Annotated in this window: 13 protein-coding genes; 7 read left to right on the top strand and 6 right to left on the bottom strand. The window is 70.1% G+C overall.

From position 1 onward, the window contains the following. The first annotated feature begins 18 nt into the window (after positions 1–18). Positions 19–1,032, top strand: coding sequence for a COX15/CtaA family protein (locus ABZS97_RS29925; protein ID WP_356142558.1), 1,014 nt, complete (start codon positions 19–21; stop codon positions 1,030–1,032). On the opposite strand, the gene ABZS97_RS29920 is transcribed toward ABZS97_RS29925, so the two are convergent. Continuing rightward, positions 1,009–1,587 carry a hypothetical protein gene (locus ABZS97_RS29920; protein WP_356142556.1) on the bottom strand — a complete coding sequence of 193 codons (579 nt, stop codon included), beginning with the start codon at positions 1,585–1,587 and terminating at the stop codon, positions 1,009–1,011. The two genes, ABZS97_RS29925 and ABZS97_RS29920, sit on opposite strands and share 24 nt — an antisense overlap. 103 nt (positions 1,588–1,690) lie before the next feature. Then, complete coding sequence (locus ABZS97_RS29915) at positions 1,691–2,239, bottom strand: hypothetical protein (RefSeq protein ID WP_356142554.1); 549 nt, start codon at positions 2,237–2,239, stop codon at positions 1,691–1,693. 302 nt (positions 2,240–2,541) lie between these two features. On the opposite strand from ABZS97_RS29915, the gene ABZS97_RS29910 reads away from it, so the two are divergent. After that, positions 2,542–4,032 (top strand): hypothetical protein, encoded by a 1,491-nt coding sequence (locus tag ABZS97_RS29910; protein WP_356142552.1) that lies wholly within the window; start codon positions 2,542–2,544, stop codon positions 4,030–4,032. A 25-nt stretch (positions 4,033–4,057) separates the two neighbouring features. On the opposite strand, the gene ABZS97_RS29905 is transcribed toward ABZS97_RS29910, so the two are convergent. The 4 genes from ABZS97_RS29905 to ABZS97_RS29890 all read right to left on the bottom strand — a co-directional run bounded on the left by ABZS97_RS29905 (position 4,058) and on the right by ABZS97_RS29890 (position 7,508). Further along, the gene (locus ABZS97_RS29905) at positions 4,058–4,846 is read right to left on the bottom strand and encodes a nucleotidyltransferase (protein WP_356142550.1); all 789 of its coding nucleotides are present in this window, start codon (positions 4,844–4,846) and stop codon (positions 4,058–4,060) included. Positions 4,847–4,864: 18 nt separating this feature from the next. Next, positions 4,865–5,971 carry an amidohydrolase family protein gene (locus ABZS97_RS29900; protein ID WP_356142548.1) on the bottom strand — a complete coding sequence of 369 codons (1,107 nt, stop codon included), beginning with the start codon at positions 5,969–5,971 and terminating at the stop codon, positions 4,865–4,867. 135 nt (positions 5,972–6,106) lie between these two features. Continuing rightward, positions 6,107–6,463, bottom strand: a complete 357-nt coding sequence (locus ABZS97_RS29895) for a hypothetical protein (RefSeq protein WP_356142546.1) — start codon at positions 6,461–6,463, stop codon at positions 6,107–6,109. A gap of 91 nt (positions 6,464–6,554) precedes the next feature. Continuing rightward, positions 6,555–7,508, bottom strand: coding sequence for a heme o synthase (locus tag ABZS97_RS29890; protein WP_356142612.1), 954 nt, complete (start codon positions 7,506–7,508; stop codon positions 6,555–6,557). A gap of 389 nt (positions 7,509–7,897) precedes the next feature. On the opposite strand from ABZS97_RS29890, the gene tkt reads away from it, so the two are divergent. Genes tkt through pgl form a run of 5 tightly spaced genes read left to right on the top strand, consistent with a single transcriptional unit; the run spans position 7,898 to position 14,506 of the window. Next, a complete protein-coding gene (gene tkt / locus ABZS97_RS29885; protein ID WP_356142544.1) occupies positions 7,898–9,985 on the top strand; it encodes a transketolase in 2,088 nt (695 codons plus the stop codon). Positions 9,986–10,019: 34 nt separating this feature from the next. Further along, the gene (gene tal / locus ABZS97_RS29880; protein WP_356142542.1) at positions 10,020–11,138 is read left to right on the top strand and encodes a transaldolase; all 1,119 of its coding nucleotides are present in this window, start codon (positions 10,020–10,022) and stop codon (positions 11,136–11,138) included. A gap of 4 nt (positions 11,139–11,142) precedes the next feature. Next, the gene (zwf, locus tag ABZS97_RS29875) at positions 11,143–12,681 is read left to right on the top strand and encodes a glucose-6-phosphate dehydrogenase (protein WP_356142540.1); all 1,539 of its coding nucleotides are present in this window, start codon (positions 11,143–11,145) and stop codon (positions 12,679–12,681) included. Further along, positions 12,678–13,727, top strand: coding sequence for a glucose-6-phosphate dehydrogenase assembly protein OpcA (opcA, locus tag ABZS97_RS29870; protein WP_356142538.1), 1,050 nt, complete (start codon positions 12,678–12,680; stop codon positions 13,725–13,727). Before zwf ends, opcA begins: the two co-directional genes overlap by 4 nt. Then, positions 13,724–14,506, top strand: a complete 783-nt coding sequence (pgl, locus tag ABZS97_RS29865) for a 6-phosphogluconolactonase (protein ID WP_356142536.1) — start codon at positions 13,724–13,726, stop codon at positions 14,504–14,506. Before opcA ends, pgl begins: the two co-directional genes overlap by 4 nt. The last annotated feature ends 113 nt before the right edge of the window (positions 14,507–14,619 follow it).

Genomic DNA, 14,619 nt, shown 5'->3' with positions numbered 1-14,619 from the left:
CACAAGCAGCCCCCTACGATGGGGAGCGTGCCGAACGTGACCCCCGCCGACGCCGTCCAGGCCGCGCGCAACCCGCTCTCCTTCATCGCCGAACGCTGGACCCCGGCGCCCCGCACGGTCCAGCGGGCGGCGCTCGCCGCGCTCGTGATGGCGGTCCTCATCGTGGTCACCGGCGGTGCCGTGCGGCTGACGGGTTCGGGCCTCGGCTGCCCGACCTGGCCCAAGTGCACCGACGACTCGCTGACCACCACCAGCGCGATGGGCTTCCACGGCGTCATCGAGTTCAGCAACCGCATGCTGACGTACGTGCTGTGTGCCGCGGTCGGCTGGGCGATCATCGCCGCGCGGTCGGAGAAGCCGCGCCGGCGCAGCCTCACCCGGCTGGGCTGGGCGCAGTTCTGGATCGTCATGAGCAATGCGGTCCTCGGCGGGATCGTGGTCCTCGTCGGCCTCAACCCGTACACGGTCGCGGCGCACTTCCTGCTGTCGACCGCCCTGATCGCGGTCGCCACGGTGATGTGGCAGCGCACCCGCGAGGGCGACACGCCGCCGCGCCCGCTGGTCGGCAAGGCCGTGCAGCAGCTGGTGTGGTGCCTGGTCGCCGCGGCCGTGCTGCTGATCGGCGTGGGCACGGTCGTGACCGGCGCCGGGCCGCACGCGGGTGACTCCAGCGAGGTCAGGCGCATCCCGCTGGACTGGGAGACCATCAGCAAGCTGCACGCCGTGCTGGCCTGGATCGTGGTGACGCTGACGTTCGCCCTGTGGTTCGTCCTCAAAGCGGTCGACGCCCCCAAGGGCCCGCTGCACCGCACCCGCGAGCTGTTCCTGATCCTTCTCGGACAGGGCGTCATCGGATACGTCCAGTACTTCACGGACCTACCCGAGGCCCTGGTCGCCGTGCACATGCTCGGCTCGTGCCTGGTGTGGATCGGGGTGCTGCGGGTGCTGCTCGCGCTGCGCGAGCAGCACTTGGCCGACCTCGGGATTCCGGGCCCCTCCCAGGCGGGCTCATCGGTCGGGGCCGGGGTCTGAGGGACGGTCGCCGGACGTCGGCATACGGTCGGCGGTCTTCTCCGCGGTGGTGAACACCGTCTCGAACACGCGGCGCATCTTGTCCACGGCCTCCCGCGCGAACATGCCGACGAGCGCCGCCAGGGCGGCCACCCCGTAGGGGTTGATGTCGTTCGAGGACGCCGTCGTCGTGGTCAGGCCGCCGCGCAGGACGAAGTAGACGATCAGCGCCATCATCGACCCGATGCAGGGCTCCAGGACGTACATGAGCAGCCAGCGCCGCTTCAGGCCCTGGTTGCCGACGTACTCGTAGAGCGAGCGCAGGACGTGCACCAGGGCGCCGAGCCCGCCGGCCGCGGTCACGACGAAGAACAGCCGTACGTCGCGCAGCAGGCCGAGCCGCCAGAACAGGATCCGCACCCGTGTCGCGTGCTCCTGCGCCGCGGCCGCGGAACCGGCCGGCGCGGGCGGCGGGGGCCAGGTCTGGAGCAGAACGGCGCCGAACGCGCAGGACAGGAGCAGCAGGAAGCCGGCCAGGGCGACGATGTCACGGGTCCGCGCGAACCTGGCGCCCACACCGGACACCACCCGCGGCGCCTCGGGATCCCGCTGTGGTGCGGGGGCTCTCGGTGGTTCTTCCGGCGCCGCTTCCGCTTCCTCCTCCGGCACGGCGCTACGGCTAGCTCGTGGCGGTGGGCCGGGCCTTCGTGTCCGCGGTGGGCTCCTGGCCCTCCGGCGCCGAGGCGATCAGGCCCGCCTGCTCCAGGCAGCGGGTGCCGCGTGGAGTGATGTCCCAGGAGTTGTAACGCCACTGGCGGCTCTTGGAGGCCACGCCGGACGACAGGAGCTTGCGGCCGAGCCTGCTGATCTCGGTGATGTCCACTTCGAGCCGCTTGGCGAGCTGTTCGTTGCTCAGGCCCGGCTCCTGCGCGATCTCGGTCAGGAAGCGGGCGGCGTGGCCTTCCGGGTCAAGGTTCAGTTGCAGGCCCGAGGGCAGCCGGCGCAGGGACCAGAACGTCACGTCGATCATGCCGAGCAGGCGTCCGCGCTGCTCGGCGCCCTTGTGCTCGTCACCGTCGCGGACATGCTTCCCGTACAGCCGCCGCAACCCGTCGTGGGCGGCCCGCAGTGCCGGTTCGTCCGCGGCCAGCGAGGCGTCGGTGATGAGCATGCCCAGAGAACTGAAGCAGCCCTCCGGGATCTCGTACTCCGACTTCATCTCGTCCATCAGGTCCTGCACCTCGGTCAGACGGTCGCACCGAGGACGCTCAACCAAACCGGTTACCGCACTCGTTCCACTCATGTCACTCCCCCGGTCTCCGCGCCCGCTCTCGGGTCGACCATTCCACCATGCGCCGATGTCAAGTGACTGTCAAGTGAGGAACCCATGATTCTTCGCGAGACCCCGGACGACCCGGGCGGAGTCCCTTTTGCGGCCTACCTGTTACACGTTCATCGACAAATCCGATACGCATATGCGACAGCGCACCGTTAGCATCTGATTACGCGCTCACGCTTCCGGGGGGAACCATGAACGAGAAGGCAACGCGCGGAGCCGCCCATTCGATCAACGGGGAATTACCGGCCGACCCGGCCGATCTCTTCGTCGTCCTCTACGACCGGCTTTCGGATGAGCACTTCCGTGCACGCAAACCGATCGGTTGGCGCAAGAATCCGACCGTAAGAGGACTTGCGGACGATGTGTGCGCGGACGTACTGAAGGACGGGTACGCCACACCGGAGCTCGTGGGCCGGATCATCAGGGAACACGGAGATCGCGGCATCTTCGCCGTCCTCACCGGCCTCGACTGGGCCATGGGCGCAGCCAACCCCTTCATGCCCTGCTACGACGAGCCGGCCATGGGCCGACTCACCCGCCGCTACGCACGGTACGGCCGCTTCGACAGCCCCCGCGACGAGCAGGAGGCCGGCCTCCTGCTGCCCCGTTGCACACGACCGGGAAAACTGGCCGCCAATCCGACGAACAAACCGGATTTCTTCAACGTACACCGGGTCACTCCGGACAACTGCCGAGGAATCCAGCACGGCCGGATTTCGAGCAGAAATGACCTGGCATTCTCAGCCGGGGAAGCGATTTCCCTCGGGGCCGTTCCCCTGCTGGAAAGCAACGACGATCTGGAGTTCGGTTTCAGCCGTGACGACGACGTCGGCCTTTACCGGATCACACCCTCCACCGAACGCCTGAGCGAACGTATCGGCCAGGTCATCCGCAATCTCGGCGACTCTGACGCGGTGATCGGAACCCTGCCCGAGAGCACCCTGTCGAACGCGCTTCTCAGCCAGTGGCACCAGCTGCTCACCGAACTGCCCCAGGACAGCAGCCTGCAGTGGCTCCTGCTCGGGACCGGTCCGCTCGGCACCGACGACCCGCCGCCGAACCGGGCCGTCCTCGTCGACTGCCTCACCGGCCAGGCCGTGCTGGAGCAGGACAAGATGGCGGGCTTCACCATGGGCGAGGGCCAGGCCGTCCGGTGGGGGCTGCCCGGCGAGCCGCGCGACTGCCTCGCGGTCGAGGACATCACCCGGGGGCGGCACATCAGCGTGATGGAGTCGGCTCTGGGCCGCATCGCCATCCTGATCTGCGAGGACATCAAGCAGTCGGTCCTGTGGGAGGCGAAGTTCCAGGCCTTCGGGGTCTCCCACATCTTCGTCCCGCTGTTCGCCTCGCCGATCAGCCGCAAGCCCCAGGACCGCTGGGAGCGTGTGGCGGCCCAGCGCTGCGTCGAGGAGCAGGGTGCCTGGGTCGTCCTCTCCAACAGTCTGGCCGTCGGCGCCGGGATGGACCCGCGGCTCGATCCGGAGGACTGCTTCAACTGCGCCGTGGTGGGTCCCGCCGCCCGCCATCCGAAGCAGCACGGCAACTACCGCACCCAGTTCTCCCGGGCCCCCGGCGCCGTGGAACTCTCCCGTGTGGTCTACGAGAACGACACCCGCGTGGTCACCGAGGGAGGCAAACCCCTGCCGCTGCCGGTCGTCGAGGGCGGCTGGGCGGAGCCGTAGGCCGCGCATCGCCTTGCCCGCACGCTCATTCGTACGCCGCGACCAGTCGGTCGATCGCGGGCCCCAGGAACGCCCGGGTCAGCTCGGCACGGCGGTCGAGCCACGGACCGGCCGGCGGCAGGGGCTCCCCAGCCTTCGCGGCCGCTCCGGCATGCCAGTCACCGCCGTACCGCCGCCCGCCGATGTCGTCCACCACCTCGACAGGCGCCCCCAGCCCCGGCAGGAGGTCCAGGGCCTCCCGCTTCGAGATCAGCCGGCCCTCCCGCAGCGTGACGCTCGCCCGGGCGAAGGTCACCATGCCCAGGTCGACCCAGATGTCCCGCGTCCACAGCCGGGCCTTGTCCACCGAGGGCCGCCAGAACTCCCGCTGGTCGCGTACGACGAACTCGCGCAGCTCGGCGTCCGACACGGGCGGCAGCAGGTCCTCGGGCGGTTTGCCGTCCAGCACGAGCCCGAAGGCGTGCAGTTCGCGGCGGGTGACCGGGGTGACGGGCCTGCGCATCAGCCGGCCTTGGGCCCAGGTGAGGTGGGAGCGGTCGGCGTCGGCCATCGCATCAGGCGTCAGATAGCTGCAGTGCACGTTCTCGGCGAGCGGCCCCGCCTTCCGCAGCCCCCGATGCAGCCGGACCACGCCGCGCACGCCGGCCAACGTCATCGGACGCTCCACAACCGCGATCAGATCGAGGTCGCTGCGGCCCTCCTGGTAGTCACCGCCGGCCAGTGACCCGTGTGCCCATACGGCGACGGGGGCGAGATCGCCGACCGCGATGAGGAAGTCGTCGAGCAGCCGGTCCGTGGATTGCCTGTCTGCCATCCGCACATTCTGCGGCGCTCACTCCACCCCGTACACCCGCCGGGCGTTCCCCGCCGCGATCAGTCCCGCCACACGTTGCGCGTCGGCCAGGGACCACGCCCCCTCGGCGACCCAGCCGCCGAGGACCCGAGCGAGCGCCTCCCGGAAGAGATGTGCGCCGACCACATGAAGTTCGGGCAGCCCGTGTGCGCCACTGGAGAAGAGGACCTTGCCGAAGGGCGCGAGTTCGAGGATCTCCGCCAGTACGGCCGCCGCGCGCGCCCCCGTCCGCACCAGGGCCGCGCCCACGTCGGCGTAGACGTGCGGGAAGACACCGGCCAGGTGTGCCGCGTGCCGGTGGTACGGGTAGCCGTACAGCAGGACGAGGTCGGTGCCGAGGCCGGCCGTGGCGCGGACGAAGTCGGTGAGCAGCACGGGGTCGGTGCGGTCCACCCGCAGGCCGGGTTCGCCGAGTCCGGCGTGCAGCTGGAGGGGCAGGCCGGAGGCCACCGCGATCCACAGCAGATGCCTGAGCAGCACCGGATCGCTCAGCGCACCGCCCACCCGGCGCCCGGTGAGCCAGCGGCCCACCGCGCCCCGCACCTCCCCCGGCGCGGGCGGCTCCGGCGCGAGCGCCAGACCGTGCCGTACGCCCGCCACGGAGGTGAAGGCCACGGCGTTCGCGGCGGCCCCGTGGACGGACTCGGCGAGATTGGCGAGAAAGGACTCGACGGTGCCCGAGGTGTCCGCGACCTGTTCTGCCAGCAGCTCCAGACGGACGATCTCGTGCGCCTGGGCGTCGCCCGCGGACGCCATCTCGCGCGGTCCGGTGAGGTCGCCGGGCAGACCGGTGTCGACGAGGTACGTCGTGATGCCGCTGCCCCGCAGCAGCCGGCGCCCCGTCTCCAGGACACCGAGTTCGCGGCGCCGCGCCAGGTAGCGGGCGGGCGGGCAGTGCGGTTCCAGACCCAGCAGCGGCGGACACCAGCGGCGTACGGCGAATCCGGTCTGGGTGTCGAAGAAGGTGGTGCCGGGAGCCGGCGGGCCCTCGGTGCGGGCGAGGTGGGCCTCGAAGGTGCCGAGGCCCAGCTCCGTCCTCAGTACGCCGTGGCAGTACTGGTCCACCAGGGACGGCGTTTCGATCATCCGGGCTCCCCGTGACTGGACCGTGCCTCTTCAGGTCCTAACGGGTGAACCGGTCATCAGGTGCTGCTCTCCCACACCCCGTGCGAACAACCGACAGTTGTCGGCCGTCGGCGAGGCCGCGCGCCGGGGGCGTCGTCAGCCCTTGCCGGCGCCGCCGACCTGGATGCCCGCCATCCGCTTCCACTCGTACGGCCCGGTCTCGACCTTGGCCGCGAACTCCCCGTCGAACGTCTCGTGCACGGTGATCCCGGCCTTCCGCACCGCCTGCTCGGCGATCGCGTGGGTCGGTGCCACGAGGTCGCCCCAGCCGCCGTCCTCGCCGACGAGCACGATCCGGGCGCCCTTCTGGCCGATGTACGCGATCTGTCCCTCGGCACCGCCGTGCGCCGTGGCGAAGGCGGAGATCTGCTTCGCGAGCTTGGCCGTCCTGCGCTCGGCCCTGGCGTCCTGGGCGGCGCCGGTGCTCTCGTCAACCTGCTGGGTGTCTGCCATGGCCAGGATGCTACCGACGGGTAGATCAAACGGCGACGGGCGGGGTGCGTGGCCTTGACCACGCGCCCCGCCCGAGCGGAGAGCCGAGTGCCTAGCGCAGGAAGGGGTCCACCGCGACGGCCACGAAGAGGATCGACACATAGGTGATGGACCAGTGGAACAGGCGCATCTCCTTGAGCTTGACGCCCGTCGCCTCGGCCTTGGCACGGTTTTGCAGCCCGTGCGCCTCCCAGAGCCAGAAGCCGCCGGCCGCCAGGGCGACGACCGTGTAGAACCAGCCGGTGTAGCCGAGCGGAGTGAGCAGCAGCGAGACCGCAACCATTCCCCAGCTGTAGATGACGATCTGGCGGGCGACCACCTTGTTGGTGGCGACGACCGGCAGCATCGGCACGCCCACGCGCGCGTAGTCGTCCTTGACCTTCATGGACAGCGGCCAGTAGTGCGGCGGCGTCCAGAAGAACATGACGAGGAAGAGGATGACCGGCGCCCACGACATGGAGTTCGTGACGGACGACCAGCCGATGAGCACCGGCAGACAGCCCGCGATGCCGCCCCAGACGATGTTCTGCGACGTACGCCGCTTGAGGATCATCGTGTAGACGACGACGTAGAAGAGGAGCGCTCCGAGCGACAGCCACGCCGACAGCCAGTTGACGGTCAGGCCGAACAGGAGCGTCGAGACGACCGCCAGCGAGATGCCGAAGGCCAGGCACTCACGGGGGCTGACCATGCCGGTGACCAGCGGGCGCTGCGAGGTGCGTTCCATCAGGGCGTCGATGTCACGGTCGATGTACATGTTCAGCGCGTTGGCGCCGCCCGCGGACAGATAGCCGCCGAGGCAGGTGAGGAGCACCAGCTTCAGGTCGGGCACACCCTGCTGGGCCAAGAACATCACCGGAACGGTGGTGATCAGCAGCAGTTCGATGATCCGCGGCTTGGTCAGCGCCACAAACGCCTTGACACGGGCCCCGAACGGCCGCTGGCCCCGGCTGCTGCTCTCCGCGAGCACCCCGGCTGGACGGGATTCGACGGCCGTCACGCACACCCCTGACAGAGACATCCCAGCAAGCCCCGGGTGTGAACTCCCGGTAAAGGCTCGCGCGTACCACGCCACTGTAGACGTTGCCCAGACCCCGACCTTCGCGGGGGTGGGGTCGTGTTGGGGGGCGCCCGCGAAGAGCGGGCCGGACCGCTTCCGACCCCTCGCACGAAGAGCCGGGTGCCACTCAATTGAGTACTCGAACGAGCGACTCCGTATTCACCTGCCGAATAAGGAACGCACCGGCCGGGAGGCGGATCGTGAAGAGTCCCGGCAGTCTGGAATGACTCGAAAAAACGCACGTTCTTACGGGGGTAGGCTCGACAACGGCCGGTGGGCGCCCAGTGCACCGGCATTCGACATGCGTGACATGTGGAGAGGAGCCCTGACCCAGGGTGAGCACCAAGCCGACCACCACAGACCTCGAGTGGACCGAGTTGGACCAGCGGGCCGTTGACACCGCCCGCGTCCTGGCCGCCGATGCCGTACAGAAGGTCGGCAACGGCCATCCCGGTACGGCGATGAGCCTGGCGCCTGCCGCGTACACCCTCTTCCAGAAGGTGATGCGGCACGACCCGGCGGACGCCGACTGGGTGGGACGGGACCGATTCGTCCTGTCCGCCGGTCACTCGTCCCTGACCCTCTACACCCAGCTGTACCTGGCCGGTTTCGGCCTGGAGCTGGACGACCTGAAGGCGTTCAGGACGTGGGGCTCCAAGACCCCCGGCCACCCCGAGTACGGGCACACCACGGGCGTCGAGACCACGACCGGCCCGCTCGGCCAGGGTGTCGCCAACGCCGTGGGCATGGCGATGGCCGCGCGCTACGAACGCGGTCTGTTCGACCCGGAGGCCGCCCCCGGCACCTCCCCGTTCGACCACTTCATCTTCGCGATCGCCGGCGACGGCTGCCTCCAGGAGGGCATCTCCGCCGAGGCGTCCTCGCTGGCCGGTCACCAGCAGCTCGGCAACCTGGTCCTGCTGTGGGACGACAACCACATCTCGATCGAGGGCGACACCGAGACCGCGGTCTCCGAGGACACCGTCAAGCGGTACGAGGCGTACGGCTGGCATGTGCAGCGCGTGGCCCCGAAGCCGGACGGCGACCTCGACCCGCACGCCCTGTACGACGCGATCGAGGCGGCGAAGGCCGTCACCGACCGGCCGTCGTTCATCGCGATGCGCTCGATCATCGCCTGGCCGGCCCCGAACGCGCAGAACACCGAGGCCGCGCACGGCTCGGCGCTCGGTGACGACGAGGTCGCGGCCACCAAGCGTGTGCTGGGCTTCGACCCCGAGAAGTCGTTCGAGGTCGCCGACGAGGTGCTCGCGCACAGCCGTGAGGCCCTCGACCGCGGCGCCCAGGCCAGGGCCGAGTGGGAGAAGGGCTTCGCCGCCTGGCGCACCGCCAACCCCGAGCGCGCCGCCGAGTTCGACCGCATCGCCGCGGGCGAGCTGCCGACGGGCTGGGAGGAGAAGATCCCGGTCTTCGAGGCGGGCAAGGGTGTCGCGACGCGTGCCGCGTCCGGCAAGGTCCTGCAGGCGCTCGGCGCGGTGATCCCCGAGCTGTGGGGCGGCTCGGCCGACCTCGCGGGCTCGAACAACACCACCATCGACAAGAACAGCTCCTTCCTCCCGGCGGACAACCCGCTGCCGGAGGCGGACCCGTACGGCCGAACGATCCACTTCGGTATCCGTGAGCACTCGATGGCCGCGGAGATGAACGGCATCGCGCTGCACGGCAACACGCGTATCTACGGCGGCACCTTCCTGGTGTTCTCCGACTACATGCGCAACGCGGTCCGGCTGTCGGCTCTGATGCACGTGCCGGTGACGTACGTGTGGACGCACGACTCCATCGGTCTGGGCGAGGACGGCCCCACCCACCAGCCGGTCGAGCACCTGGCGACGCTGCGTGCCATCCCCGGCCTGAACATCGTCCGCCCCGCCGACGCCAACGAGACGGCGATCGCCTGGCGCGAGATCCTCAAGCGCTGGACGAAGGTCTTCGGCAAGGGCGCCCCGCACGGTCTGGCGCTGACCCGCCAGGGTGTGCCGACGTACGAGGCCAACGAGGACGCCGCCAAGGGCGGTTACGTGCTGTTCGAGGCCGAGGGCGGCGCGCCCGAGGTCATCCTCATCGCCACCGGCTCCGAGGTACACGTCGCCGTCGAGGCGCGCGAGCAGCTCCAGGGCTCGGGGGTCCCGACGCGGGTGGTCTCGATGCCGTCCGTGGAGTGGTTCGAGGAGCAGGACCAGGGGTACCGGGACAGCGTCCTGCCGCCGTCCGTGAAGGCGCGGGTCGCGGTCGAGGCCGGGATCGGTCTGACCTGGCACCGGTTCGTCGGGGACGCGGGTCGCATCGTTTCCCTGGAGCACTTCGGGGCTTCCGCCGACGGCAAGGTGCTCTTCCAGGAGTTCGGTTTCACTGCCGAGAACGTCGCCGCCGTAGCCCGGGAATCGATCGCCGCAGCCCAGCGCTGACGCTGATATACGACACGTAGGAGATGCAATTTCCATGACAGACGCACTCAAGCGCCTCTCCGAGGAAGGCGTCGCGATCTGGCTGGACGACCTGTCGCGCAAGCGGATCACGTCCGGCAACCTCGCGGAACTGATCGACCAGCAGCACGTCGTGGGCGTCACCACCAACCCGTCGATCTTCCAGAAGGCGATCAGCAGCGGTGACGGTTACGAGCAGCAGCTCACCGACCTCGCCGCCCGCAAGGTCACCGTCGAAGAGGCCATCCGCATGATCACGACGGCGGACGTCCGTGACGCCGCCGACATCCTGCGCCCGGTGTTCGACGCGACCGGCGGCCAGGACGGCCGGGTCTCCATCGAGGTCGACCCGCGCCTGGCCCACCACACCACCGCCACCGTCGCCGAGGCCAAGCAGCTGGCCTGGCTGGTGGACCGTCCCAACACGCTCATCAAGATCCCGGCGACCAAGGCGGGCCTGCCCGCGATCACCGAGGTCATCGGCAGGGGCATCAGCGTCAACGTCACGCTGATCTTCTCGCTGGAGCGCTACCGCGAGGTCATGGACGCCTACCTGGCGGGCCTGGAGAAGGCGAAGGCCGCGGGCCTGGACCTCTCCAAGATCCACTCGGTGGCGTCGTTCTTCGTGTCCCGCGTGGACACCGAGATCGACAAGCGGATCGACGCCCTGGGCACCGACGAGGCCAAGGCCGCGCGCGGAAAGGCCGGCCTCGCCAACGCGCGGCTCGCCTACCAGGCGTACGAGGAGGTCTTCTCCTCTGACCGCTGGGCCGCTCTCGACAAGGCGCAGGCCAACAGGCAGCGTCCGCTGTGGGCCTCGACCGGCGTCAAGGACAAGGCCTACAAGGACACCCTGTACGTCGACGACCTGGTCGCGCCGAACACGGTGAACACCATGCCGGAGGCGACCCTGTTCGCCGCCGAGGACCACGGGCAGATCACCGGCAACACCATCGCCGGTACCTACGAGCAGGCGCGCGCCGAGATCGACGCCGTCGAGAAGCTCGGGATCTCCTACGACGACGTGGTCCAGCTGCTGGAGGACGAGGGCGTCGAGAAGTTCGAGGCGTCCTGGAACGACCTGCTCAAGTCGACCGAGGCGGAGCTCCAGCGCCTCGCCCCCTCGGAGGGCTGAAACCTTGTCACCTTCCCCCGTCACCGGAGCGAATCCGCTCCGTGACGCCGCGGACCGACGGCTCCCGCGTATCGCGGGGCCGTCGGGCCTGGTGATCTTCGGCGTTACGGGCGATTTGTCACGTAAAAAGCTGATGCCCGCCGTGTACGACCTGGCGAACCGCGGTCTGCTTCCACCGGGCTTCTCGCTCGTCGGGTTCGCCCGCCGCGAGTGGGCGAACGAGGACTTCGCGCAGGAGGTCCACGACGCCGTCAAGGAGCACGCGCGCACGGAGTTCCGCGAGGAGGTCTGGCACCAGCTCATCCAGGGGATGCGCTTCGTCCAGGGCACCTTCGACGACGACGACGCCTTCGAGCGGCTGCGCGACACGATCGAGGAACTGGACAAGGCGCAGGGCACGGGCGGCAACTTCGCCTTCTATCTGTCGGTGCCGCCGTCCGCCTTCCCGGTGGTCATCCAGCAGCTGAAGAAGCACCGGCTGGCCGACCAGGAGGGTGGTTCCTGGCGCCGCGCGGTCATCGAGAAGCCCTTCGGCCACGACCTCCAGTCGGCCGAGGACCTCAACACGACCGTCGAGGAGGTCTTCGCCCCGGACCAGGTCTTCCGCATCGACCACTACCTGGGCAAGGAGACGGTCCAGAACATCCTGGCGCTGCGCTTCGCCAACCAGATGTTCGAGCCGATCTGGAACCGGTCGTACGTCGACCACGTGCAGATCACCATGGCCGAGGACATCGGCATCGGCGGCCGCGCCGGCTACTACGACGGCATCGGCGCCGCCCGTGACGTCATCCAGAACCACCTGCTCCAGCTGATGGCCCTGACCGCGATGGAGGAGCCCGCCTCCTTCGACGCGGACGCGCTCGCCGCCGAGAAGACCAAGGTGCTCGGCGCGGTGAAGCTGCCCAAGGACCTGGGCAAGGACACCGTCCGCGGGCAGTACGCGACCGGCTGGCAGGGCGGCGAGAAGGCCGTCGGCTACCTCCAGGAAGACGGCATCGACCCCAAGTCGAAGACCGACACCTACGCGGCCATCAAGGTCGAGGTCGACAACCGCCGCTGGGCGGGTGTCCCCTTCTACCTGCGCACCGGCAAGCGCCTGGGCCGCCGCGTCACCGAGATCGCGGTGGTCTTCCAGCGCGCCCCGCACTCCCCCTTCGACCACACGGCGACGGAGGAGCTCGGCCAGAACGCGATCGTCATCCGCGTCCAGCCGGACGAGGGCATCACGGTCCGCTTCGGCTCCAAGGTGCCGGGCACCTCGATGGAGATCCGGGACGTGTCCATGGACTTCGCCTACGGCGAGTCGTTCACGGAGTCGAGCCCGGAGGCGTACGAGCGGCTCATCCTGGACGTGCTGCTCGGCGACTCGAACCTCTTCCCGCGTACGGAGGAGGTCGAGCTGTCCTGGAAGATCCTCGACCCGATCGAGCAGTACTGGGACAAGCACGGCAAGCCCGCGCAGTACCCGTCCGGAACGTGGGGGCCCGTCGAGGCGGACCAGATGCTGGAGCGAGACGGACGGAGCTGGCGTCGCCCATGAAGATAGACCTGACGGACACCACGGCCAGCAAGATCAACAAGGCGCTCGTGCAGGGCCGCCGCGCCATCGGCACCCCCGCCGTCGGCATGGTCCTCACCCTCGTCATCGTCACCGACGAGGAGAACGCCTACGACGCCCTCAAGGCGGCCAACGAGGCCTCGCGCGAGCACCCCTCGCGCACCCTCGTGGTGGTCAAGCGCGTCTCCCGCTCGCCCCGCGACCGCACGAAGTCGCGCCTCGACGCCGAGGTGCGGGTGGGCGTGGAGGCGGGCACCGGCGAGACGGTCGTCCTGCGGCTGTACGGCGAGGTCGTCAACCACGCCCAGTCGGTGGTCCTTCCGCTTCTGCTGCCGGACGCCCCGGTCGTCGTCTGGTGGCCGGTGAACGCGCCGCTCGACCCGGCGCGGGACCCGCTCGGCGCGCTCGCCCAGCGCCGGGTCACCGACACCTACGCGGCCGAGACCCCGGTGCGGGAGCTGAGCGCCCGCGCCGACGCCTACACGCCGGGTGACACCGACCTCGCGTGGACCCGCATCACGCCGTGGCGCTCGATGCTGGCCGCCGCCCTCGACCAGGTCACCTGCCAGGTCGAGGAGGTCGAGGTGGAGGGCGAGGAGTTCAACCCCAGCTGCGAGCTGCTCGCGATGTGGCTGGCGGACCGCCTCGACGTCCCCGTCAGGCGTTCCCTGTCCTCCGGTCCCGGCCTCACCTCCGTCCGGATGGGCACGAGTTGCGGCCCGATCGTCCTGGACCGCGCGGACGGAACGCTCGCCACGCTCTCCATCCAGGGCCAGCCCGACCGTGCGGTGGCGCTCAAGCGCCGTGACACGGCCGAACTGATCGCGGAGGAGCTGCGCCGGCTCGACCCGGACGACACCTACGCCTCGGCGCTGCGGTTCGGCGTGGACCGGCTGACCGTCACCGCGGCGGAGGCCACGTCCGAGGCGATGGAGGCGGGTGGCGCCTCCGTCGCGACCGCCTCGAAGGCGCCGGCGAAGAAGGCCGCCGCCAAGCGGGCTCCGGCCAAGAAGGCGGCCGCGAAGTGAGTACTCCGCAGCTCGTCGTCCACCGTGACAAGGAGCTGATGGCCCAGGCGGCCGCCGCCCGGCTGATCACGAAGGTCGTGGACGCGCAGGCCTCGCGCGGCTACGCCTCCGTGGTCCTCACCGGCGGCCGCAACGGCAACGGGCTGCTCGCCGCGCTGGCCGCCGCGCCCGCCCGGGACGCCATCGACTGGGGCCGCCTCGACCTGTGGTGGGGCGACGAGCGGTTCCTGCCCGAGGGCGACCCCGAGCGCAATGTCACGCAGGCCCGCGAGGCCCTGCTGGACTCGGTGCCGCTGGATCCCAAGCGGGTGCATGCCATGCCCGCGTCGGACGGTCCCTACGGCGCCGACGCGGATGCGGCGGCTGCCGCGTACGCGGAGGAGCTGGCGCTCGCCGCCGGCCCCGAGAACCACGGTTCCGTGCCGACCTTCGACGTGCTGATGCTGGGCGTCGGGCCGGACACCCATGTGGCCTCGCTCTTCCCGGAGTTGCCCGCGGTGCGGGAGACGGGGCGGATGGTGGTCGGCGTGCACGGTGCGCCGAAGCCGCCGCCCACGCGGGTGTCGCTCACGCTGCCCGCGATCCGGGCCGCTCGTGAGGTGTGGCTCCTCGCGGCCGGCGAGGACAAGGCGCAGGCCGCGGCGATCGCCCTGTCGGGGGCGGGCGAGGTACAGGCGCCTGCCGCGGGGGCGTACGGGCGTGCCCGCACCCTGTGGCTCCTGGACGCCGCGGCGGCGTCCCAGCTGCCACGATCGCTGTATCCGCCGGCTTCACCCTGAGGTGCGGGGGGTGGCGGGGGAGGGTTTTCGCCCCCTCCGCCCCTGCCCATCCCGTTGACCTGGGGGCTGCGCCCCCTCTCCCCCTGCATCGCGCTTCGCGCTCGTCCTCAAAC

The sequence above is a fragment of the Streptomyces sp. NPDC005485 genome (assembly GCF_040606085.1).
In the GTDB taxonomy this organism is placed as follows: Bacteria; Actinomycetota; Actinomycetes; order Streptomycetales; family Streptomycetaceae; genus Streptomyces.
This window is presented reverse-complemented; position numbering and strand designations above follow the sequence as displayed.